The organism is Mycobacterium sp. pR1184, assembly GCF_041287235.1.
In the GTDB taxonomy this organism is placed as follows: Bacteria; Actinomycetota; Actinomycetes; order Mycobacteriales; family Mycobacteriaceae; genus Mycobacterium.
Map to the genome: position 1 here is coordinate 62,653 of NZ_JBGGKR010000012.1, position 23,228 is coordinate 85,880.

Annotated in this window: 18 protein-coding genes and 1 pseudogene; 12 read left to right on the forward strand and 7 right to left on the reverse strand. The window is 67.0% G+C overall.

Features of this window, described 5'->3' with window-relative positions:
- The first annotated feature begins 6 nt into the window (after positions 1–6).
- The 4 genes and pseudogenes from ACAG21_RS20505 (at position 7) to ACAG21_RS20520 (ending at position 5,700) form a co-directional block, all read left to right on the forward strand.
- A pseudogene (locus ACAG21_RS20505) lies at positions 7–1,395 on the forward strand (ABC transporter substrate-binding protein).
- On the forward strand, positions 1,392–2,267 hold the full coding sequence (locus ACAG21_RS20510; RefSeq protein ID WP_370498095.1) for an ABC transporter permease: 876 nt from the start codon (positions 1,392–1,394) through the stop codon (positions 2,265–2,267). The pseudogene ACAG21_RS20505 and the gene ACAG21_RS20510 overlap by 4 nt, the downstream one beginning before the upstream one ends.
- 17 nt (positions 2,268–2,284) lie before the next feature.
- Complete coding sequence (locus ACAG21_RS20515; protein WP_370498096.1) at positions 2,285–3,016, forward strand: ABC transporter ATP-binding protein; 732 nt, start codon at positions 2,285–2,287, stop codon at positions 3,014–3,016.
- Positions 3,013–5,700, forward strand: a complete 2,688-nt coding sequence (locus tag ACAG21_RS20520) for a fumarate reductase/succinate dehydrogenase flavoprotein subunit (RefSeq protein ID WP_370498097.1) — start codon at positions 3,013–3,015, stop codon at positions 5,698–5,700. The genes ACAG21_RS20515 and ACAG21_RS20520 overlap by 4 nt, the downstream gene beginning before the upstream one ends.
- An 18-nt stretch (positions 5,701–5,718) precedes the next feature.
- Here ACAG21_RS20520 and ACAG21_RS20525 read toward each other — a convergent pair whose 3' ends face one another.
- The 4 genes from ACAG21_RS20525 to ACAG21_RS20540 form a co-directional block, all read right to left on the reverse strand.
- Positions 5,719–6,258: a GNAT family N-acetyltransferase gene (locus tag ACAG21_RS20525; RefSeq protein ID WP_370498098.1), complete on the reverse strand. Its 540-nt coding sequence runs from the start codon at positions 6,256–6,258 to the stop codon at positions 5,719–5,721.
- Positions 6,259–6,262: 4 nt separating this feature from the next.
- Positions 6,263–7,468 carry a serine hydrolase domain-containing protein gene (locus ACAG21_RS20530; protein ID WP_370498099.1) on the reverse strand — a complete coding sequence of 402 codons (1,206 nt, stop codon included), beginning with the start codon at positions 7,466–7,468 and terminating at the stop codon, positions 6,263–6,265.
- A 24-nt stretch (positions 7,469–7,492) separates the two neighbouring features.
- Positions 7,493–8,323, reverse strand: coding sequence for a DUF6065 family protein (locus ACAG21_RS20535; RefSeq protein WP_370498100.1), 831 nt, complete (start codon positions 8,321–8,323; stop codon positions 7,493–7,495).
- A gap of 87 nt (positions 8,324–8,410) precedes the next feature.
- A complete protein-coding gene (locus ACAG21_RS20540; RefSeq protein ID WP_370498101.1) occupies positions 8,411–9,202 on the reverse strand; it encodes a DUF6065 family protein in 792 nt (263 codons plus the stop codon).
- A gap of 182 nt (positions 9,203–9,384) precedes the next feature.
- On the opposite strand from ACAG21_RS20540, the gene ACAG21_RS20545 reads away from it, so the two are divergent.
- Entirely contained in the window at positions 9,385–9,819 is a 435-nt protein-coding gene (locus ACAG21_RS20545; RefSeq protein WP_096286715.1) for a cellulose-binding domain-containing protein, read from the forward strand.
- A gap of 10 nt (positions 9,820–9,829) precedes the next feature.
- Here ACAG21_RS20545 and ACAG21_RS20550 read toward each other — a convergent pair whose 3' ends face one another.
- Genes ACAG21_RS20550 through ACAG21_RS20560 form a run of 3 tightly spaced genes read right to left on the reverse strand, consistent with a single transcriptional unit; the run spans position 9,830 to position 13,958 of the window.
- Positions 9,830–12,706, reverse strand: a complete 2,877-nt coding sequence (locus ACAG21_RS20550; protein ID WP_370498102.1) for an RND family transporter — start codon at positions 12,704–12,706, stop codon at positions 9,830–9,832.
- Positions 12,703–13,131 (reverse strand): MmpS family transport accessory protein, encoded by a 429-nt coding sequence (locus ACAG21_RS20555; protein ID WP_370498103.1) that lies wholly within the window; start codon positions 13,129–13,131, stop codon positions 12,703–12,705. Before ACAG21_RS20555 ends, ACAG21_RS20550 begins: the two co-directional genes overlap by 4 nt.
- Positions 13,128–13,958, reverse strand: coding sequence for a hypothetical protein (locus ACAG21_RS20560; RefSeq protein WP_370498104.1), 831 nt, complete (start codon positions 13,956–13,958; stop codon positions 13,128–13,130). The genes ACAG21_RS20555 and ACAG21_RS20560 overlap by 4 nt, the downstream gene beginning before the upstream one ends.
- 571 nt (positions 13,959–14,529) lie before the next feature.
- Here ACAG21_RS20560 and pyrR point away from each other — a divergent pair.
- From pyrR to pyrF, 7 genes are read left to right on the forward strand one after another with little or no spacing between them, the layout of a single operon-like run.
- The gene (pyrR, locus tag ACAG21_RS20565) at positions 14,530–15,102 is read left to right on the forward strand and encodes a bifunctional pyr operon transcriptional regulator/uracil phosphoribosyltransferase PyrR (protein WP_370498105.1); all 573 of its coding nucleotides are present in this window, start codon (positions 14,530–14,532) and stop codon (positions 15,100–15,102) included.
- A 10-nt stretch (positions 15,103–15,112) separates the two neighbouring features.
- Entirely contained in the window at positions 15,113–16,078 is a 966-nt protein-coding gene (locus tag ACAG21_RS20570; protein WP_370498106.1) for an aspartate carbamoyltransferase catalytic subunit, read from the forward strand.
- Complete coding sequence (locus ACAG21_RS20575; protein WP_370498107.1) at positions 16,075–17,367, forward strand: dihydroorotase; 1,293 nt, start codon at positions 16,075–16,077, stop codon at positions 17,365–17,367. Before ACAG21_RS20570 ends, ACAG21_RS20575 begins: the two co-directional genes overlap by 4 nt.
- The gene (locus ACAG21_RS20580; protein WP_370498108.1) at positions 17,364–17,861 is read left to right on the forward strand and encodes a transporter; all 498 of its coding nucleotides are present in this window, start codon (positions 17,364–17,366) and stop codon (positions 17,859–17,861) included. The genes ACAG21_RS20575 and ACAG21_RS20580 overlap by 4 nt, the downstream gene beginning before the upstream one ends.
- On the forward strand, positions 17,858–18,997 hold the full coding sequence (gene carA / locus ACAG21_RS20585) for a glutamine-hydrolyzing carbamoyl-phosphate synthase small subunit (protein ID WP_370498109.1): 1,140 nt from the start codon (positions 17,858–17,860) through the stop codon (positions 18,995–18,997). Before ACAG21_RS20580 ends, carA begins: the two co-directional genes overlap by 4 nt.
- Positions 18,997–22,371, forward strand: coding sequence for a carbamoyl-phosphate synthase large subunit (gene carB / locus ACAG21_RS20590; RefSeq protein ID WP_370498110.1), 3,375 nt, complete (start codon positions 18,997–18,999; stop codon positions 22,369–22,371). The genes carA and carB overlap by 1 nt, the downstream gene beginning before the upstream one ends.
- Complete coding sequence (gene pyrF, locus ACAG21_RS20595) at positions 22,368–23,195, forward strand: orotidine-5'-phosphate decarboxylase (protein ID WP_370498111.1); 828 nt, start codon at positions 22,368–22,370, stop codon at positions 23,193–23,195. The genes carB and pyrF overlap by 4 nt, the downstream gene beginning before the upstream one ends.
- Positions 23,196–23,228: the final 33 nt, after the last annotated feature.

Genomic DNA, 23,228 nt, shown 5'->3' on the forward strand with positions numbered 1-23,228 from the left:
TCTTTCATGAAACGACACGCCTTTGCGCTGTTGTCGGTCGCGACCGTGATCATCACGACCGTGTCCGGCTGCTCGCTGGAATCATTTTCGGCGTCCTCCGGTGTGGTCAACGTCGTCATCGGCTACCAGTCCAAGACCATCAACACCGTGACCGCCGGGACGCTGCTGCGCGCCCAGGGCTACCTGGAACATCGGCTGGCCGACATCACCACCCGCACCGGTACCAAATACGCGGTCCGGTGGCAGGATTACGACACCGGTGCCCCGATCACCGCTCAGATGCTCGCCGAGAAGATCGACATCGGCTCGATGGGGGATTACCCCATGCTGATCAACGGCTCCAAGACGCAGACCAATCCGCTGGCGAAGACCGAAATCGTCTCGATCACCGGCTATAACCCCAAGGGTGCGCTGAATATGGTGGTGGTGGCGCCCGGTTCGCCGGCCGCCACGTTGAACGACCTGGCCGGTTCCAAGGTCTCGGCCAGCGTCGGATCGGCAGGCCACGGCACGCTGATGCGGGCTCTGGACAGGGGTGGCATCAAGGGCGTCGAGGTGCTCAACCAGCAGCCGCAGATCGGTGCCTCTGCACTGGAATCCGGCCAGGTGTAAGGACTTTCGCAGTTCGTTGCCTGGCCAGGGTTGTTGGTGTTCCAGGGCAAGGCCAAACTGCTGTACGACGGCGCCGAGCTGAACCTACCGACCCTGCACGGCGTGGTGGTGCGCCGATCCTATGCGGCGTCGCATCCGGAGGTGCTGGGCGCGTTCCTGCAAGCGCAACTGGACGCCACCGACTTCCTCAACCAGAAGCCGCTGGAGGCGGCCCGCATCGTCGCCCAGGCCAGCGGGCTGCCGCAGGAAGTGGTGTACCTCTACAACGGCCCCGGCGGCACGTCATTCGACACCACGCTCAAACCGTCACTGGTCGAAGCGCTGAAAAATGATGTGCCGTACCTGAAGTCGATCGGCGACTTCGCCGACCTCGACGTGGCGGGCTTCGTCCAGGACGCACCGCTGCGTGCGGTGTTCGGCGCGCGCGGCCGCAACTACGACGCGACTCGGGCCGCGACCGCCAACCCCTCCCTGCTCAATGGGGACCCCGCGCAGGCCAGCGAGCTGTGGCTGGACGGAACCGATGCCACCCAGACACTGGCCAATCCGACCAGCCTGCTGCGGGCCGTGCGGGACGCGACCGCGCACGGTGCCAAGATCCGTGCCGCCTATGTCCCCGACGCCGAGCTGGGCACCCGATGGTTCGCAGACAAGGCGGTCTGGGTGCAAGACGGCCAGAACTACCTGCCGTTCGGAACCCCGGCCGGCGCGCATCGCTATCTCGCCGCCCATCCCGGCGGCGCCATCGTGAAGTACCAACAGGCCCTTGGAGGTTCGGTATGACCGCTTTCCTGACCGGCGATCCGGCCGCCCCGGTCACCGGCCACGTCGCCGACGTGGTCCCGGCGGCCGGCACCCCGCGGCGCGTCACGTCGCCGTGGCAGTGGCGGCTGCTGCGGCTGGCCTCGGTCGCCGCCGCGATCGGGTTGTGGCAGCTGCTCACCGCCGACAAGGTGCGGCTGCTGCTGCGATTCGACACGTTGCCCACCGTCACCGAGATCGTCCATGCACTGGGGCGCCGGCTCGGAACCTACGAGTACTGGCTCGACCTGGCGCAGTCGCTGATCCGCATTCTCACCGGCTTCGGGCTGGCCGCGGTGATCGGTGTCGCCACGGGCGTGCTGCTGGGCCGTTCCCGGTTGTTCGCCAACACCTTTGGTCCACTGGCCGAATTGGCCAGGCCCATCCCCGCGATCGCGATCGTTCCGGTGGCGATCCTGCTGTTCCCGACCGACGAGGCCGGGATCGTGTTCATCACCTTTCTCGCGGCCTACTTCCCGATCATGGTCAGCACCCGGCATGCGGTCCGGGCATTGCCCACGCTGTGGGAAGACTCGGTGCGCACCCTCGGTGGCAACCGGTGGGACGTGCTGAAACAGGTGGTGTTGCCGGGCATCCTGCCGGGGGTGTTCGGCGGGTTGTCGGTCGGCATGGGGGTGGCGTGGATCTGCGTGATCTCCGCGGAGATGATCTCCGGCCGCCTCGGGATCGGCTATCGCACCTGGCAGGACTACACCGTGCTGGCCTACCCGCAGGTGTTCGTCGGCATCATCACGATCGGCGTGCTCGGGTTCGCCACCGCCGCCGCCGTCGAAGTCGTCGGCCGCCGGGTGACCAGCTGGCTGCCGCGTGCCCAGGAGGAGAGCAGGCGATGACCCTAGAAAACGTAGGTATGAGTCTCGAACTGGATCGAGTTCGCCTGTCCTACACCGGAGATCCGGTGATCGAGGGGCTGAGCCTGTCCGTGCGCCCGGGCGAGATCCTGCTGCTGACCGGGCCCTCGGGCTGCGGCAAGTCGACGGTGTTGCGCGCGCTGGCGGGCCTGCTGCGCCCCGACGCCGGCCGCGTGCTGGCCGATGGCGCCGACGTGACCACAACGTCGGGCGACCGGGGCATGGTGTTCCAGGACAACGCCTTGCTGCCGTGGCGCACCGTGCGGTCCAACATCGAGTTGGCCCTGCGGCTTCGAGGTGTGCCGCGATCGGGGCGCCGCACCGAGGCCGACCGTTGGATCGCCGAACTCGGCCTCACCGGCTTCGGCGACTACCTGCCCAAGAGCCTGTCCGGGGGAATGCGCCAGCGGGTCCAGCTGGCCCGCGGCCTGGCGGGGACGCCGCGCGCGGTGATGATGGACGAGCCGTTCGGCGCGCTGGACACCCAAACCCGTGCCGCCATGCAGCGCCTGCTGATCGACACCTGGAGCGCACACCCGACCACGATCGTCTTTGTCACCCACGACGTCGACGAGGCGCTGCTGCTCGGCGACCGCATCGCCGTGCTGGGCAAGGCCGGTCAGCCGCTGCGTGCCCTGATCGACGTGCCGGACCCGCGAGTCGACCAGCAGCGCACCGCATTGCGCGCCGAAGTGATTGCCGCCCTTGATCATTCGGCGGTGGCGGCATGATGGAGATGCCAGATATGACGCCGGTGCGCCTGGACTGTGACGTGCTGGTCATCGGCGGTGGGACCGCGGGAACGATGGCGGCCTTGTCTGCCGCCGAGAACGGCGCGCAGGTGCTGCTGCTGGAGAAGGCCCACGTGCGGCACTCCGGCGCGCTGGCGATGGGCATGGACGGGGTCAACAACGCCGTCATCCCGGGCAAAGCCGAGCCGGAGGACTACGTCGCGGAGATCACCCGTGCCAACGACGGAATCGTCAACCAGCGCACCATCTATCAGACGGCCAGCCGCGGATTCGCGATGGTGCAGCGACTCGAACGTTACGGGGTGAAGTTCGAGAAGGACGAGCACGGCGAGTACGCGGTGCGCCGAGTGCACCGTTCGGGCTCCTACGTGTTGCCGATGCCCGAGGGCAAGGACGTCAAGAAGGCGCTGTATAGGGTGCTGCGGCAACGGTCGATGCGCGAGAAGATCCAGATCGAGAACCGCCTGATGCCCGTGCGGGTGCTCGTCGACGACGGCCGTGCCGTCGGGGCCGCGGCATTGAACACGCGCACCGGCGAATTCGTCGCGATCGGTGCCAAGGCGGTGATCCTGTCGACCGGGGCGTGCGGCCGGCTTGGGCTGCCGGCGTCGGGCTACCTGTACGGCACCTACGAGAACCCGACCAACGCCGGCGACGGGTACGCGATGGCCTACCACGCAGGCGCCGAACTGTCCGGCATCGAGTGTTTCCAAGTCAACCCGTTGATCAAGGACTACAACGGCCCGGCCTGCGCGTATGTCGCGAACCCGTTCGGCGGCTACCAGGTCAATGCGGACGGCGAGCGGTTCGTCGATTCCGACTACTGGTCGGGGCAGATGATGTCCGAGGTCAAGAGCGAAATCGACTCGGCGCGCGGGCCGATCTATCTCAAGGTGTCCCACCTGCCGGACGAGACGCTCACCGCGCTGGAAAATATTCTGCACACCACCGAGCGGCCCACCCGTGGCACGTTCCACGCCAACCGCGGCCACGACTATCGCACCCACGACATCGAGATGCACATCTCCGAAATCGGCTTGTGCAGTGGTCATTCCGCGTCCGGAGTGTGGGTCGACGAACACGCCCGGACCACGGTGCCCGGGCTGTACGCCGCGGGCGACCTGGCGTGTGTCCCGCACAACTACATGATCGGGGCTTTCGTGTTCGGCGACCTCGCCGGCACACACGCCGCCTCGATACGTTCGGAAGTGGCCGCGCCACAGCAGCTTCCGGAGGATCAACTCAAAGAAGCGCATGAGCTGATCTACCGGCCGCTGCGACACCCGGACGGGCCGCCGCAGCCGCAGGTCGAATACAAGCTGCGCCGGTTCGTCAACGACTATGTGGCCCCGCCGAAGACGGCGGCCAAGCTCTCGATCGCGGTGCGCACCTTCGACCGGATGCAAGACGAGATCGCCGCGATGGGGGCCCGTAATCCGCACGAGCTGATGCGCGCCGTCGAGGTGTCGTTCATCCGGGACTGCGCCGAGATGGCCGCGCGATCCTCGCTGACCCGGACCGAATCCCGTTGGGGCCTCTACCACGAACGTGCCGACATGCCGGCCCGCGACGACAGCGAGTGGGGCTATCACCTGAACCTGCGCAAAGGGCCCGATGGGCAGATGTGCTTCCTCAAACGTCCCGTGGCCCCGTACCTGGTGTCGGTGCCTGAGCTGGACGGTCTGCCGCCGGTGGACCAGGCGGTGCACGAGGTGCAGCAGCCGCCGCTGGTCGGCGGCAAGGCCCCGGCCGCTGCGGGCTCGCGAATCGCAACGGCGGCAACCACATTCGATCCGCCGTCTCCGCGGATCGCTGAGGTGCTCGCCCTCGAGGAGCCTACGATCGCCGATCTGCAGCCGTATCTGGCCGACGCCGATCCCGGGGTGCGCCGCACCGCGGTGGCGACGCTCACCGAGTACATTCCCGACGGCTATGCCGCCGCGTTGTTCGCCGCGCTCGATGATGCCGACCCCGGGGTGCGCCGCACCAGCGCCGAGGGGATCCGCGAACTGGTCGAAGTGCTGCCCGACCCGGGCGGCGCCGAGCCGTATTTGCGGTCCCAGGACACCGTGGTGCGGGCGGCCGCGGTCTACCTGCTGTCCGCGCGCCGCGCCGGTGCGCCGGGCCAATACCGCCGCGCGCTGCAGGATTGCGACCATCGGGTGCGGATCGAGGCGGTGCGGGCTCTGGTTTCGGTGGACGACGTCGACGGGGTCCAGGCAGCCACCCGCGACGAGAGCCGCGAGGTCCGCATCGCTGCGGCCGCCGGGCTGGCCACGCTGGGCTCCGGCGTCGCGGCAGTCAGCGCGTTGATCGCCGATGCCGATCCGTTGGTGCGCGCGGCCGCACTCGCGGCCCTCGGTGAATTAGGCTGCGGCGAAGAAGATTTCGCGGATGTCGAGCGCGCACTGCAGGCGCCGGCGTGGCAGGTCCGCGAGGGTGCGGCGCGTGCGCTCAAGGGTGCCGCGACCGATCTCGCGGTGCCCAGACTGGCCGACGCGCTGTCCGATGCGCACCTCGACGTGCGCAAGGCGGCCGTCCTCAGCCTGACCCGCTGGGCCGATCAGGACGCGGCCCGTGACGCGCTCGGCATCGCGCTCAAGGACAGCGACGCCGACGTGCGGGCCTATGCGCGCCGGGCGTTGGACATCCAGAACAGGTAGTCGGGCGACGGCGCACGGTCAGCGCAGGGCCATGTCGTAGAGCAGGGCATCCCGCGGCTCGGGTCCGATCGTGGGGTAGACGGCGTGGCGTTCCAGCCGGGCTTCCAGCGCAAACCCGGCTCGCTCCAGCAAGCGCGCCGACCGCACGTTGTCGACCGCGCAGGTTGCCCAGACGCGCAGCAGCTCGGGGTCGGCGCGCAGCGCGGTCAGCAACATGTCCAGCACCTCGGACATCAGACCCTTGCCCCACCATTTGCGACCGAGGCAGTAACCGATCTCGACCGAATCGGTTGCCGAGCGCCGGCAACTGGTCAGTCCGATGACCTCACCGCTGTGCCGCAACTCGACGGCCCAGGTTCGCTCTTCGTCACTGGCGTTGAGTTTCTCGGCGATCACTCGCCGCGTGGTCGCCACGTCGGCATGTGGGGACCACAGCAGGTATTTCGTGACCGCACGATCGCGGGCGACCCGTTGGTACAGCGCACCGGCATCCGCGAGCGTGGGGAGCCGCAGCACGAGCCGCGGGCCGACGATGCGATCGGGCGGGTGGTCGGCCACGGTGCTAAAGGTTGAGCGCTTGATAGGTGCGGCGGACAAATTTCGGTTGTACCGCTTGCAGTTTCGCGAGCGTGGTGTTGCCGGCCACGGCCGCCGCGACGTCCGCTGACATGTCGGGCATGTTCTGGACCAGATACAGCAGAACCAGATCCGCGGCCGGGTCGGCCTGCCACCACGTCCCGTACGCACCGGGCCAGCTGAACGTCCCGAGCCCGCCCGGCCCGAACAGCGCGGCGCTCTTGGCCGGATCGGTCACCACCGACAGGTTGAGCCCGAACCCGCGGCCGACCCAGTACGGCGCGCCCAGGAAGTTGTGCCGCTTGTGCTCGTCGGTGAGCCGGTCGGTCCGCATGAGACGCACCGATTCGGGCGACAGGACCCGCACGCCGTCGACCGTCCCGTCGCCCAGCAGCATCCGCACGAACCGCAGGTAGTCGTCGGCCGTCGACAACAATCCGCCGCCGGCGTTCGGGAAGCTGGGCGGCGTGATGTGTGGCGGCCCCATCACGTCATGGTGCAACCGGCTCTGGCCGTCCAGCCGGTACATGGTCGCCGCGCGGCGGCGGCCTTCCGGGGACACCGAAAACCCGGTGTCGGGCATGCCGACCGGACCCAGCACCCGTTCGTCGAGGACCTGGTCGAACGCCTTGCCCTCGATGCGCGCCGCGATGACGCCCAGCAGGTCGATGGAGTGGCTGTAGGTCATCCGTTCGCCGGGCTGATGCACCAGCGGGAGCTTGGCCAGCTCGCTGACCCACACGTCCGGGCCCTGGTTGAACGGCAGCCGCTGGTAGGCCCGCGAGATCGGCCCGGATACCGAGAACCCGTAGCCCAGTCCGCTGGTATGGGTCAGCAGGTCCTCGATCAGGATCGCCCGGTTGACGGGGTGCGTGCGGTCCAGGGGACCGTGCGGGTCGTCGAGCACCCGCAGGTCGGCCAGCTCCGGTACCCAGTGCGTGATCGGGTCTTTGAGCGTCAGCTTGCCCTCGTCGACCATGCTCATGATCGCGGTGACGGTGACCGGTTTGGTCATCGACGCGATGCGAAACAGGGTGTCTCGCTGCATCGGCAAGCCGGCGCCGACATCCCGGTAGCCGATCTCGTTGACCTGCAGGACTTCTCCGTGCTGCCATACCACCGTCACCGCACCGGCGAGCAGGCCGGCGTCGCACGCCTCGCGAATGGAGGCCTGGTTGCCATCGAGATTCACCCGGTCAGGGTAGCCCGCGCCCGGTTAGCCGTTCTGCGCGCGTTGGTCGCGGGCCCCCTGTTGGTGCTCCGCATGTTGGGGCCGAACAAAGGAACGAAGGTGACGGCGCGTCTGGTGATCCGGTGGCCCGGCGTCACCGTCGGTATGTCTGCCCCGGGTGTAGTCGCCCTGCCACTGGACTTGTTCGCCCGCGTTGAGCCGCGTCAGTTGCTCCATTTGCTTTGCCTTGCTGCGGGAACCGAGAAACACCTGATACTTGCGGTGTAGTTCGGCATCGGACTCGATGCTCCTGAGTTCGGGGGCGAATTCTTCGAGCTCGCCGCGCCGTTGCGGGACGATCATGCAGATCGGCTCGTCGACCTCGAATCGCACCGGCATCAGTTTGCGGGTGAATTTCCAGCTCATGCTGAAACTCGCGCTTGTCCAGTCGGTTTCGACGATGCCCTCCAGCGCGCAGACGGCGTCCTTCGGATAGTTCGCCGGTCCGCGGACCAGCAGGTTGTAGCCGGGGGGGGTGCGAAACAGCATGGGCAGATGCCAGGTTAGGATCCCGTTGCCGAAGTGGCTGGTGGGCAGCAGCTGACCGGTGTTGCGCTGATGGGGTGCGATGATCACGTCCACACCGTCGTCCTGACCCATCCAGGTGGCGGTGAACGCGCACGGATTGCGCAGCTCCCAACCACTTTGGTTCGCGATCAGCATCGGCAGACACCGATTCGGCCAACCGGTCCGGGTCTTGGACATCTCGGGCATCCACGCCCGGCTGATCGGTGCCGGACCAATCGGGGGTGCGTTGTCACGGGTGATGAACCCGATCAACGGACGAGGCGTTCCGCCGTTGGGTGTGTCACTCACCTGCGCCAGACTAAACGGGGAACCTGGGAGTTCCCCAAAACCGGCGTCACGCCTGGTCATCGCCGGATGACACCGGCTGTCGGCGGTCTACTGCTGCGTCTCGCCGGGTGGGAGCGCAAAGGGACGAAGGCGGCGACGGGTCTGGTGATCCGGCGCCCCGGGCTCTCCGTCTCGGTGTGTGCCCCGGGTGTAGTCACCCTGCCAGTCCACCCGTTCACCGGCGGCGACGCGCGCCAATTGCTCGGCGTGCTTTGCCGCATCACGTTCGCGAAGGAACAACTCGTGTTTGCGCTGTAGCTCCGGATCGGCTGTGATGGGCCTGATTTCGGGCGCGAACTCTTCAAGCTCGCCGCGGCGCTGCGGGACGATCATGCAGATCGGTTCGTCGACTTCGAATCGCACCGGCATGGATTTGCGGGTGATTTTCCAGTTGATACTGAAACTAGCGCTGGCCCAGTCGGTTTCGACGATGCCCTCCAGCGCGCACACGCCGTCTTTGGGATAATTCGCCGGTCCGCGGACCAACAGGTTGTAGCCCGGGGGAGTGCGAAACAGCATCGGTAGACGCCAGGTGAAGATGCCGTTGCCGAAATGGCCGGCGGGCAGGAACTGGTCGGCGACGTAACGATCGGGTTCGATCATGACGTCCATACCCTCTTGGGCTATCCAGGTGGCGGTGAAGGCGCACGGATTGCGCAGTTCCCAGCCGCTCTGGTTGGCGATCAGCATCGGCAAACACCGGCTGGGCCAACCCTTGTCCGCCTCCGACTGCGCCGTCATCCACGCCCGGCTCGCCGGTGCCGGGGTGATCGGCGGCGCATTGTCGCCGGTGATGAACCCGATCAGCGGGCGGACGGGCCCGTCGGCGTTGTCACTCACGCGAGTCAGATTAGCTGCGAACCGATCGCCGTGCCCATGGCGAGTCGGCGGCGTCGGGCGCTGCGTCCCGGCTCGCTATTTCGGGGCCGAGGTTTCATAACGGTTTCGGTTGGGCAAAGTTGCTGCAGCTACCCCGCGATGCGCGGGCCGATATCGCCGGTTTGCGCTTTAGTGTGGCTGCTATGGCGGGACTGAACAATCACGTGAAGCGCTGTCGCACAGCACTTCACGTAGCCGTGTCGGCGGTGCTGGCGGTCGGCTTCGCCCTCGCCGCCGCCCCCGCGGCTGATGCGGCCGCGGCCATGGCCACGTTGCAGGTGGAACATACCTGGCAGACCGGTTTTATCGCCCACTTCACCGTGACCAACCCGAACATGTCGCCGATGGCCGACTGGCGGATTGACTTCGACATGCCCGCGGGACAATCCGTCTTGCACGCGTGGAACAGCACCGTCACCCAATCCGGCACGCACTATGTGGTCACCCCGGCGAATTGGGATCGCGAGATTGCACCCGGCGGTACCGCCACGGGTGGTTTCCGCGGCGTGCTGAGCGGTACCTACACCCCGCCGTCGAATTGTGTGGTCAACGCGCAATACCCCTGCACCGTCGGGTAGTCGCCGAACGTCATCCGACGGTGGGTGCATTCGCGGCGTACTCGGCGGCGCGGCGCTGATCGACCGCGAAGGGGCGAGCGGGCGGCGTCGCGGCGTGGCTGCGGACCTGGCGGGGCCACCAGAACCAGCGTCCCAGCAGTGTCGCTGCGGCCGGCATCATGAATGAGCGCACGATCAAGGTGTCGAACAACAACCCGATCATGATCGTGGTGCCGATTTGGCCGACGACGCGCAGATCGCTGGTCCCCATCGCACCCATCGTGAACGCGAATACCAGGCCGGCGGTGGTGACGACGCCGCCGGTGCTGCCCATCGACCGGATCATTCCGGTCTTGAGTCCGGCGCCGATTTCTTCCCGGAACCGCGCGGCCAACAGCAGGTTGTAGTCCGATCCGACGGCCAGCATCACGATGATGGCCATCGCGAGCACCAGCCAGTGCAGCGGCATGTGCAGCATGTGCTGCCAGATCAGCACCGACAGGCCGAACGACGAGCCCAACGAGATCGTGACCGTGCCCACAATCACGGCGGAGGCCACCACACTTGCGGTGATCGCCAGCATGATCATGAAGATCAGGCACAGCGACGCGATCGCCGCGATCATCAGGTCATACATGGACCCGTCGCGCTCGTCTTTGTCGGTGGACGCGGTGCCGGTCAGATAGATGTTGGCCGCCGCCAGCGGAGTGCCCTTCACGGCCTCGTCCGCGGCCTGCCGGATGCCGTCGATATGTGAAATGCCCTCGGCCGTCGCCGGATCGCCCTTGTGGGTGATGAAGAACCGCGCCGAGCTGCCATCGGGGGACAGGAACATGCCCAGTCCCCGCTTGAAGTCCGGATTCTCGAACGCTTCGGGCGGAAGGTAGAAGAAGTCGTCGTTCTTGGCGCCGTCGAAGGCCTGTCCCATCACCGTCGTGTTGCGGGTCAGCGCGTCCATCTGGGTGATCAACCCGGAGAAGGTGCTGGTCGCTGTCTGAGCTAGATCCTTGACGGTCTGCATCGCCGCGATCAGCGGGGGCATCTGCGCCAGCATCTGCGGCATGATCCGGTCGAGTCGATCGGTGTTGAGTGCCAGGTTGCCGACGTCTTCGCTGAGCCGGTCGATGCCGTCGACCCCGTCGAACAACGACCGCAGCGACCAGCACAGCGGGATGTCGAAACAGTGACGCTCCCAATAGAAATAGCTTCGGACCGGCCGCCAGAAGTCTTCGAAATCGGAGAGGTGGTCCCGCAGTTCACCGGCGGTCTGCCGCATCTGCCTGGTGTCGCCCGCCATACCATGGGTCACGTTCGCCAGCTGCCGTGTCAAGTCCTGGATGTGCAACGAGACGTCGATCATGTGTTGCAGCTCGCTGGTCATCCGGGACATGTCGGCGACCCGATTCCGCAGATTCTTGAGGTTCTCGATCGTGACGGCACTTTGCGCGCTGATCTGGAACGGGATCGAGGCGTGGTCGATCGGCGAGCCCAGCGGCCGGGTAATGCCTTGCACCCGTGCGATACCCGGCGTGTGGAAAATGGTGCGGGCGATCCGGTCGAGGACGAGCATGTCCGTCGGGTTGCGCAGGTCGTGATCGGCCTCGATCATCAGTAGCTCCGGCTCCATGCGAGCCTGCGGAAAATGCCGGTCCGAGGCCTGGAAACCGATATTCGACGGGGTATCGGCCGGCAGGTAATAGCGCCCGTTGTAGCCGGTCTGATAGCTCGGCAGGGCGATCAGGCCGATCAGCGACACCAGGATCGACGCGACGAGCACCGGGCCGGGCCATCGGACGACGATGGTGCCGATCCGGCGCCAACGCCGGTTGCTCACATGACGTTTGGGATCGAACGTCCCGAATCGGCCGGCGACGACGATGACGGCGGGCGCCAGGGTGAGCGAGGCGACGATCACCACCAGGACCGAGATCGAACACGGCCACCCGAGGGTGTTGAAGACCGGCAGCCGCGTGAAACTCAGGCAATACATCGCGCCCGCGACGGTCAGGCCGGACCCCAGGATCACATGCGCGGTTCCGTGGAACATGTCGTAGTACGCGGCTTCTCGGTCCATGCCGGCCGCGCGGGCCTCCTGGTAGCGTCCGATCAGGAAGATGACGTAGTCCGTTGACGCTGCTATCGCAAGTGCCACAAGCACATTCACGGCGAACGTGGATAGGGCGATGACGTCGTTGTTGGCCAGGGTGGCGATGACGCCCTCCGCGGTGAGCAACTCAACGCCCACCGTCAGCAGCACGAACAGCACGGTGGTCACCGAGCGATACGCGATGAACAGCATCAAGGCGATCACGACCACGGTGATCAGGGTGATCTTTTCCAGGCTGCGGTCGCCATAGGTGTGGGTATCGCCATTGAGCGGACCCGGGCCGGTCACGTAGGCCCTGATCCCGGGCGGTGGCGGCACGCTGTCCACGATGCGTTCGACGGCGACGACGGATTCGTTGGCCGCCGAGCTGCTTTGATCGCCGGTGAGGTACAGCTGGACATAGGCGGCTTTACCGTCGGCGCTCTGTGACCCCGCCGCGGTCAGGCTGTCGCCCCAGAAGTTCTCCACGTGCTCGACGTGCGCCTTGTCTTCGGAGAGTTTGGCAATCAGCGTGTCGTAAAAGCGATGCGCGCTGTCGCCCAGCTTGTCTCGGCCCTCCAGCAGCACCATTGCCGTGGTGTCCGAGTTGAACTGCTGAAAGTTCTTGCCGATGCGCTTCATCGCGATCAGCGACGGCGCGTCGTGGGCGCTGTACGACACGGCATGTGTTCCAGCGACTTCCGATAGCACTGGCGTGGCTGTGTTGAGGACGGCGCACAGCGCCACCCAGAACAGGATGATCGGCAGCGCCAGCCAGCGGATGGTCCGGCCGGCGGTAACCACCCGCCCGCCGCCGCTCATGCGGACTTCACCAGGCAGCTGGTCGCAGCGTTGTGTGAGTTCACCGTAAGTTCGTCGCGCACAACGCCATTGACGGTGATGCGGCATCCGAGGCTGGTGCCGTCGCCCTGCGCCACGACGTTGGCCACCACGGCACTGAGCGTGGTATCGATGCGCAGCGTCCATGGCACCACCGCGTTTTCGACCTCCTGCGGTTGCGCATCGGCATCCAGATAGTGGATGCTTGCCGTCGCGCCGGGCGGGCCGAAGATCTCGTAGACAACGTGCTTGGGATTGAACGCGACAATCGCGTCGGCATTGCTCTTGTCTGAATCGTGTTGATGGGAACCGAAAACCCCGTGCAGCCGGGAAACGATGATGGTACCGACCGCCACGACGACAACCATGACGATCGGTACCCAGATGCGTCGAAGAATGCCGGTCATGTGAGCTTCGTGGGGGTCACCGCACGCAGGGCCCGGGCGAATCCGCTGGCGAGATCCGCCAGGTCGGCCCGCACCCAAACCAGCAGCGATTCACCCTGGGCGAACCCGGGATTGAGGTCGAGATAGAAGCGCACATCGGGGTCGTGTTCGAGTCGCTGCAGGCGCGACGGGTCGTTGGGCGCGGCCGACCGCACCACCCACGGGTTCTCGGTGACCTGCACGTAGTGCCGGCGCGGACTCACTTCTCGCACCAGCGTCTCGACATTGACCGGCGTCGGACGCCTGCGGCTCGGGTAAATCGTCGGCATCGTCACGGCGAGCCGGCGGTAGGCCGCCGGGGTGCTGGCCCGGGTCAGGTAGGCCAGCGGTACGTGCGGCTCGCGCAGCCGGGCGCGGATGCCCCGGCCGAGGAAGAACAGCGACGCCGACGACCCGCCGCGATAGTGCGATCGGAAGAATCCGCCGCCTCCCATCACGGCGTGGGTGCGGCCGGCGTGCTCGATGCGGTCGATCGCGGCAAATGCGAAACCAGCGAGTTCGCCGCGCGCCCCATAGAAAAGCGCAAGGTGAGCGCTGGCGGTGCCGAAGATCAAATCGTCGAATTCCTCGGGCGTGTGGCCGTGCAGGGTCTCCCGGTAGATGGTGTAGAGCTCAGCGGCCAGCGCTCGGCGGCGCGCGACCTGCAGGCATTCCGATCGCAGGTATTCGCGCCGTGCGATGCGCTCGGCCGCGGGGGGAACGTCAGGAGTAGTGGTCTGCGCACAATCGATCGGGCCGAGCGGTGCCGGGGGACACGACTCATTAGCATGCGAACTCGCGCTGCGCATGGAAACTCCTATTCGGATTTAAGAAATGGCGGGCAAGTGCGTGGACTGCCGCCTGCGCTAGGAATCTTTGCATTCTGCGGGAAGGTTTGCAACTGATAATTCTTAGTGAATTCACGTCGTCGTTTCAATGAAATCGACGCCCGAATCCGGTCGCGTCCATCGTTGTCGCTGCTGCCTCCGAATGGGCGTGCAGACCAGGTAATGCCAGCTAAACCGCGTGGCGTCCGGGCAGGCCGCATCGTCGAGCCGAATGATTAGCCCGCTTAAACTAGTTGTCGACGGTTGGTAACCATGTATTCCGCTGGAATTGCCCTGAGGGGCTGCGAATTATCGCTATTGTACGTAGATTCAACAGGTTCGCTATTGATGTGCATTGTTCGATATTGCGAATATTCGGCGCCGCGCGAATAGCCATTTTTGCTTCGGCGAAGTAGCGGGGTCAGTACGGGCGGCCCCGGAGCGCCGGGCGCGTCCCCCGTCGTCGGGCGAGCCGCGAAATGCTACGCTGCCCGACAGTCGACATCCTTTAACGATCCGTCCGGAGAGGCGGAGAAGGAGGTCAGGGTTTCGCATGAGTGCCGCGGGTGATTCCGCATCCGGCCGCGAATTGATGTCGGCGGCCGACGTCGGCCGAACGATTTCCCGTATCGCCCACCAGATCATCGAAAAGACCGCGCTGGATGGTCCCGACGCGCCTCGCGTGGTGCTGCTGGGAATCCCGACCCGCGGGGTGAGCCTGGCTGCGCGGCTGGCCGCCAACATCGGCGAATTCTGCGGCGTCGAGGTCGGCCATGGCGGCCTCGACATCACTTTGTACCGTGACGATTTGATGACCAAGCCGCCCCGGCCGCTGGAGGTCACCTCGATTCCCGCCGGTGGCATCGACGACGCACTGGTGATTCTCGTCGACGACGTGTTGTATTCCGGCCGCTCGGTGCGCTCCGCGCTGGACGCGCTGCGCGACGTCGGCAGACCGCGAGTCGTACAGCTGGCGGTGCTGGTCGACCGCGGCCATCGCGAGCTGCCGATACGCGCCGACTACGTGGGTAAGAACGTGCCGACCGCGCGCAACGAGAGCGTGCACGTCCAGCTGCGCGAGCACGACGGCCGCGACGGCGTCGTCATCGGGAGGGACTCCGAATGAGGCGAGAGTCATGACCAGACATCTGCTGGCCGCCGGCGACCTCAGCCGCGACGAGGCCACCGCGATCCTGGACGACGCCGACCGGTTCGCACAGGCGCTGGTCGGGCGCGAGGTCAAGAAACTCCCCACCCTGCGCGGGCGCACCGTCGTCACGATGTTCTACGAGAACTCCACCCGCACCCGGGTGTCGTTCGAGGTGGCCGGGAAGTGGATGAGCGCCGACGTGATCAACGTCAGCTCGTCCGGGTCGTCGGTGAGTAAAGGGGAGTCGTTGCGCGACACCGCATTGACGCTGCACGCGGCCGGTGCCGACGCCCTGATCATCCGGCACCCAGCCTCCGGTGCGGCGCACCTGCTGGCCGACTGGACCGCGCACTCCAACAGCGAACACGGTGGCCCGTCGGTGATCAACGCCGGCGACGGCACCCACGAACATCCGACCCAGGCGCTGCTGGACGCGCTGACCATCCGCCAGCGGCTCGGCCAGATCGAGGGCCGGCGCGTGGTGATCGTCGGTGACATCCTGCACAGCCGGGTCGCGCGCTCCAACGTGATGCTGCTGGCCACGCTGGGCGCCGAGGTGGTGCTGGTGGCGCCGCCGACCCTGCTGCCGGTCGGTGTCGACGGCTGGCCGGCCACCGTCTCCTATGACTTCGACGCCGAGCTGCCCGCCGCCGACGCGGTGCTGATGCTGCGGGTCCAGGCCGAGCGGATGAATGGCGGGTTCTTCCCGTCGGTGCGCGAATACTCGGTGCGTTACGGCCTTTCGGACCGGCGCCAGGCCATGCTGGGAAGCCACGCGGTGGTGCTGCACCCCGGCCCGATGGTGCGCGGCATGGAGATCGCGTCCTCGGTCGCGGATTCGTCGCAATCCGCGGTGCTGCAACAGGTTTCCAATGGCGTGCACGTGCGGATGGCTGTGCTGTTCCATGTGCTGGTGGGTACCGAATCGGTGGGAAGTGAGGGGGCCGCGTGACCGTGCTGCTGCGCGGGGTCCGGTTGTACGGCGAAGGCGAGCGCGTCGACGTGCTGGTCGATGACGGCCAGATCGCCGATATCGGACCGAAACTCGAGATCCCCGACACCGCCGACGTCATCGACGCCACAGATCACGTGCTGCTGCCGGGATTCGTCGACCTGCACACCCACCTGCGCGAGCCCGGCCGCGAATACGCGGAGGATATCGAAACCGGTTCAGCGGCAGCCGCTTTGGGCGGATACACGGCCGTGTTCGCGATGGCGAACACCACGCCGGTGGCCGACAGCCCGGTGGTCACCGATCACGTGTGGCATCGCGGCCAGCAGGTCGGCCTGGTGGACGTGCACCCCGTCGGCGCGGTCACCGTCGGGCTGGCCGGAACCGAGCTCACCGAGATGGGCATGATGGCCGCGGGTATCGCACAGGTGCGGATGTTCTCCGACGACGGCAACTGCGTGCACGATCCGCTGATCATGCGCCGCGCCCTGGAATACGCCACCGGGTTGGGCGTGCTGATCGCCCAGCATGCCGAGGAGCCGCGGCTGACCGTCGGGGCGGTGGCGCACGAAGGGCCCGCGGCCGCCCGGCTCGGACTCGCGGGATGGCCCAGGGCCGCCGAGGAATCGATCGTCGCGCGTGACGCGCTGCTGGCCCGCGACGCCGGTGCTCGGGTGCACGTCTGCCACGCCTCCACCGCGGGCACCGTCGAGCTTCTGAAATGGGCTAAGGGCCAAGGCATCTCGATCACCGCCGAGGTGACACCGCATCATCTGCTGCTCGACGACACCCGGCTGGCCGGCTACGACGGGGTGAACCGGGTAAATCCGCCACTGCGTGAGGCGTCCGACACGATCGCGTTGCGTCAAGCGCTGGCCGACGGGGTAATCGACTGTGTGGCCACCGACCATGCCCCGCACGCCGAACACGAGAAGTGTTGTGAGTTCGCCGCGGCCCGCCCCGGCATGCTCGGATTGCAGACGGCGCTGTCGGTGGTGGTGCAGACGATGGTGGTGCCCGGGTTGCTCACCTGGCGCGATGTTGCCCGGGTGATGAGTGAAAACCCGGCGCGCATAGTCGGATTGCCCGATCACGGCCGGCCGCTGGAGGTGGGGGAGCCGGCCAACCTGACCGTGGTGGACCCGGATGCGACGTGGACGGTCACCGGGAGTGATCTGGCCAGTCGCTCCGCCAACACTCCTTACGAGTCGATGACCCTGCCCGCCACCGTGACGGCCACGTTGCTGCGCGGAAAGATCACCGCTCGAGATGGGAAGAGCCCCGCATGAACTCTGCAACGCTGGTGGGGTCGCTGATCTTCGCGGCTGTGCTGGTGGTGGTCATCGCGGTGGTCATCCAGCTGATGATGGTGGGCTGGCGCCGGCGGGCGCAGCGCCAGCAGGATCTGATCGGGACCCTGCCCGATATGCCCGACGAGGTGGGCGCGGCGAGCACCACACTGCGCGGCGTTTATGTCGGGTCGACGCTGGCCCCGGAACCCAACGAGCGGGTCACGGCCGGTGATCTCGGATATCGCAGCAAGGCGGTGCTGAGTCGCTATCCCGAGGGCATCCTGCTGGAGCGCATCCGCGCCAACCCGATTTGGATTCCGCAGGGCGCGATTTCGGAGGTTCGCACTCAACGCGTAATGGCCGGCAAGCTTGCCTCCCGCAGCGGGATCTTGGCCATCCGATGGCGGCTGCCCTCGGGTGTCGAAATCGACACCGGTTTCCGGGCGGGCAATCGCGACGAATACGACGGGTGGCTGGAGGATGCAGCGTGACGGCTACTAGAGCGCAACTGGTACTCGAGGACGGTCGCGTCTTCACGGGTTGGCCGTTCGGCGAGATCGGCCAAACCCTCGGGGAGGCCGTGTTTTCCACGGGCATGTCGGGCTATCAGGAGACGCTGACCGACCCCAGCTATCACCGGCAGATCGTGGTGGCCACCGCGCCGCAGATCGGCAACACGGGGTGGAACGGCGAGGACGCCGAAAGCAGGGGTGACAAGATCTGGGTCTCCGGTTACGCGGTCCGCGACCCGTCGCCGCGCGCGTCCAACTGGCGTGCCACTTCGACGCTCGAGGACGAGCTGATCCGCCAGCACATCGTCGGGATCGCCGGCATCGACACCCGGGCGCTGGTGCGCCATCTGCGCAGCCGGGGGTCGATGAAGGCCGGAGTGTTCTCCGGTGACGCGCTGGCCGAGCCGGACGAGTTGCTGGCGCGGGTGCGCGACCAGCAGTCGATGCTCGGCGCCGACCTCGCCGGCGAGGTCAGCACTCCGGGCACCTACGTCGTAGAACCCGAAGGGCCGCACCGATTTACGGTTGCCGCTCTGGACCTGGGAATCAAGACCAACACGCCACGCAACTTCGCCCGGCGCGGAATCCGCAGCCACGTGTTGCCGGCGTCGGCCACCTTCTCTCAGATCGCCGAGATCAAGCCGGACGGGGTGTTCTTGTCCAACGGGCCCGGTGACCCGGCTACCGCCGACCACGTCGTCGCGCTCACCCGCGAGGTGCTCGACGCCGGAATCCCGTTGTTCGGCATCTGTTTCGGCAATCAGATCCTGGGCCGGGCGCTCGGCCTGTCCACCTACAAAATGGTCTTCGGCCACCGCGGCATCAACATCCCGGTCATCGATCACGCCACCGGGCGGGTGGCGGTGACCGCGCAGAACCACGGCTTCGCACTCGAGGGTGAGGCCGGCCAGCGGTTCGACACGCCGTTCGGACAGGCGATCGTCAGCCACACCTGCGCCAACGACGGAGTGGTGGAAGGTGTCAAACTGCTTGATGGACGGGCATTTTCGGTGCAATACCATCCGGAGGCCGCCGCCGGACCGCATGATGCAGAGTATCTCTTCGACCAATTCGCCGATCTGATGGCTTCCCGAGACAGCGGAAGGGGCCGCTAGTGCCACGTCGCACCGACCTCAACCACGTGCTGGTGATCGGCTCCGGGCCGATCGTCATCGGGCAGGCCTGCGAATTCGACTACTCCGGCACCCAGGCATGCCGGGTGCTGCGGGCCGAGGGTCTGCAAGTCAGCCTGGTGAACTCCAACCCGGCCACGATCATGACCGACCCGGAGTACGCCGACCACACCTACGTCGAACCCATCACCGCCGCGTTCGTGGAGAAGGTGATCGTCCAGCAGGCCGCGCGCGGCAACAAGATCGACGCGCTGCTGGCGACCCTGGGGGGGCAGACCGCGCTCAACACCGCGGTCGCGCTGTACGAGAATGGGGCGCTGGAGCGCCACGGCGTCGAGTTGATCGGTGCCGACTTCGACGCCATCCAGCGTGGCGAGGACCGGCAGATGTTCAAGGATATCGTCGCCAAGGTCGGCGGTGAATCCGCGCGCAGCCGAGTGTGTTTCACGATGGACGAGGTCCGGGAGACCGTCGAGGAGGTCGGTCTGCCGGTCGTCGTGCGGCCCAGCTTCACGATGGGTGGCCTGGGCTCGGGCATGGCGCGCTCGGTCGAGGAGGTCGACCGGATGGCCGGCGCCGGCCTGGCCGCCAGCCCCAGCGCCAATGTGTTGATCGAGGAATCGATTTACGGCTGGAAGGAATTCGAGCTCGAGCTGATGCGCGACGGCAACGACAACGTCGTGGTGGTGTGCTCGATCGAGAACGTCGACCCGATGGGTGTGCACACCGGGGACTCGGTGACCGTCGCACCGGCCATGACGCTAACCGACCGGGAATACCAGCGGATGCGCGATTTGGGCATCGCGATCCTGCGTGAGGTCGGCGTCGACACCGGCGGCTGCAACATCCAGTTCGCGGTCAACCCGACCGACGGCCGGTTGATCGTCATCGAGATGAACCCGCGGGTATCCCGTTCCAGCGCACTGGCTTCCAAGGCCACCGGATTCCCGATCGCCAAGATCGCCGCCAAGCTGGCCATCGGCTACACGCTCGACGAGATCGTCAACGACATCACCAAGGAAACGCCCGCCTGCTTCGAACCCACGCTGGACTATGTCGTGGTCAAGGCGCCGCGGTTCGCCTTCGAGAAGTTCCCGGGTGCCGACCCGACCTTGACCACCACGATGAAATCCGTCGGCGAGGCGATGTCGTTGGGCCGCAACTTCGTCGAGGCGCTCGGCAAGGTGATGCGCTCGCTGGAGACCGACCGGGCCGGCTTCTGGACCACCCCGGACCCGTCGGGCCCGGACGGCGAAGTCGAGCAGGTGCTGACCCGGCTGCAGACGCCGACCGAGGGTCGGCTGTATGACATCGAGCTGGCGTTGCGGCTGGGCGCTTCGGTGGAGCGGGTGGCCGACGCCAGCGGGGTAGACCCGTGGTTCGTCGCGCAGATCGGCGAGCTGGTGGCGCTGCGCGCGGAGCTGGCCGACGCTCCGGTGCTCGAATCCGACCTGCTGCGCCGCGCCAAACACAGCGGGTTGTCGGACCGCCAGATCGCCGCGCTGCGACCGGAATTGGCCGGGGAGAGCGGCGTGCGCTCGCTGCGTGGGCGCCTTGGCATCCACCCGGTGTACAAGACGGTGGACACCTGCGCCGCCGAGTTCGAGGCCAAGACTCCGTATCACTACAGCAGCTACGAACTCGACCCCGCCGCCGAGACCGAAGTCACGCCGCAGACCGAAAGGCCCAAGGTGCTGATCCTCGGCTCGGGGCCGAACCGGATCGGGCAGGGCATCGAGTTCGACTACAGCTGTGTGCACGCGGCAACCACGTTGAGCCAGGCCGGTTTTGAAACCGTGATGGTCAACTGCAACCCCGAGACGGTGTCCACCGACTACGACACCGCCGACCGGCTCTACTTCGAGCCGCTGACCTTCGAGGATGTCCTCGAGGTGTTTCGCGCCGAAGCGGAGTCGGCCAGCGGCGGCCCGGGCGTGGTGGGCGTCATCGTGCAACTCGGTGGTCAGACCCCGCTCGGGCTGGCCCAACGGCTCGCCGATGCCGGCGTTCCGATCGTGGGCACCCCGCCGGAGGCCATCGACCTGGCCGAGGACCGCGGTGCCTTCGGCGACGTGCTGACCGCGGCCGGACTGCCGGCCCCGAAGTACGGCACCGCAACGACTTTCGCGCAGGCCCGCCGGATCGCCGACGAGATCGGCTACCCGGTGCTGGTGCGGCCGTCCTACGTGCTGGGTGGGCGCGGCATGGAGATCGTCTACGACGAAGAGACGCTGAAGAGCTACATCACCCGCGCCACCCAGTTGTCTCCCGAGCACCCGGTGCTCGTCGACCGCTTCCTCGAGGACGCGGTCGAAATCGACGTCGACGCACTGTGTGACGGCTCCGAGGTGTACATCGGCGGCATCATGGAGCACATCGAGGAGGCCGGTATCCACTCCGGCGATTCGGCTTGTGCGCTGCCGCCGGTCACGCTGGGCCGCAGCGACGTCGAGAAGGTCCGCCGGGCGACCGAGGCCATCGCGCACGGAATCGGTGTGGTCGGATTGCTCAACGTGCAGTACGCGCTCAAGGACGATGTGCTCTACGTCCTGGAGGCCAACCCGCGGGCCAGCCGTACCGTGCCGTTCGTGTCCAAGGCCACCGCGATCCCGCTGGCCAAAGCGTGTGCCCGGATCATGTTGGGCACCACCATCTCCCAGCTTCGGGAGGAGGGAATGTTGGCGCCGACCGGGGACGGGGCCAACGCCGCCCAGTACGCCCCGATCGCGGTCAAGGAGGCGGTGTTGCCCTTCCACCGGTTCCGCCGTGCCGACGGGTCGGCCATCGATTCGCTGCTGGGCCCGGAGATGAAATCCACCGGCGAGGTGATGGGCATCGACCGCGACTTCGGCAGTGCCTTCGCCAAGAGCCAGACCGCCGCCTACGGCTCCCTGCCGGCCCAGGGCACTATCTTCGTGTCGGTCGCGAACCGCGACAAGCGATCGCTGGTGTTCCCCGTCAAGCGGCTGGCCGATCTGGGCTTCCGGGTGCTCGCCACCGAAGGAACCGCGGAGATGTTGCGCCGCAACGGCATTCCCTGTGACGAGGTCCGCAAGCACTTCGAACCGCCGCAACCGGGGCGCCCCGAGATGTCGGCCGTCGACGCGATCAAGGCGGGTGAGGTCGACATGGTGATCAACACGCCGTACGGCAACTCCGGTCCACGCATCGACGGATACGAAATCCGTTCCGTCGCAGTGTCGGTCAACATTCCCTGCGTGACGACCGTGCAGGGTGCGTCGGCCGCCGTGCAGGGCATCGAGGCCGGCATCCGCGGTGACATCGGGGTGCGTTCACTACAGGAGCTGCACAGCATGATCGGACCTGGCAGCCCGACCGAAAAGGACACTCGATGACCGGGTTTGGCGTCCGGTTGGCCGAGGCCAAGGCGCGGCGCGGGCCGTTGTGTCTGGGCATCGACCCGCACCCCGAGCTGCTACGGGCGTGGGAGCTGCCCGCCACCGCCGACGGTGTGGCCAAGTTCTGCGACATCTGTGTGGAGGCCTTTTCCGGCTTCGCCGTCGTCAAGCCCCAGGTGGCCTTCTTCGAGTCGTACGGCTCGGCCGGCTACGCGGTGCTGGAACGCACGATCGCCGCGCTGCGCTCGGCCGGGGTGCTGGTGCTGGCCGACGCCAAGCGCGGGGATATCGGCACCACGATGGCGGCCTACGCCGCGGCCTGGGCCGGCGATTCACCGCTGGCCGCCGACGCCGTGACCGCCTCGCCGTATCTGGGGTTCGGCTCGTTGCGCCCGCTGCTGGAAACCGCCGCGGCGCACGATCGCGGGGTGTTCGTGGTGGCGGCGAGCTCCAACCCGGAGGGCGCGACCGTGCAGCGTGCCACCTTCGACGGGCGCACGGTGTCCCAGCTGGTCATCGACCAGGCGGCGGTGGTCAACCGGTCGTCGAACCCGAACGAGCCCGGCTATGTCGGCGTGGTCCTGGGCGCGACGGTTTTCGAGGCGCCCGACGTCGGTGCGCTGGGCGGGCCGGTGCTGGTTCCCGGCGTCGGCGTGCAGGGAGGCCGTCCTGAGGCCCTGGCCGGCCTGGGTGGGGCCGTTGCAGGCCAATTGCTGCCCGCGGTGGCACGCGAGGTGCTGCGGGCCGGACCGAGCGTCTCGGACTTGCGGGCGGCGGCCCAACAGATGCTGGACTCCGTCGCCTATCTCGGCGCGCAATAGCGGGCCGGCCGGCGCTCCGGTTAACAGCGTCGG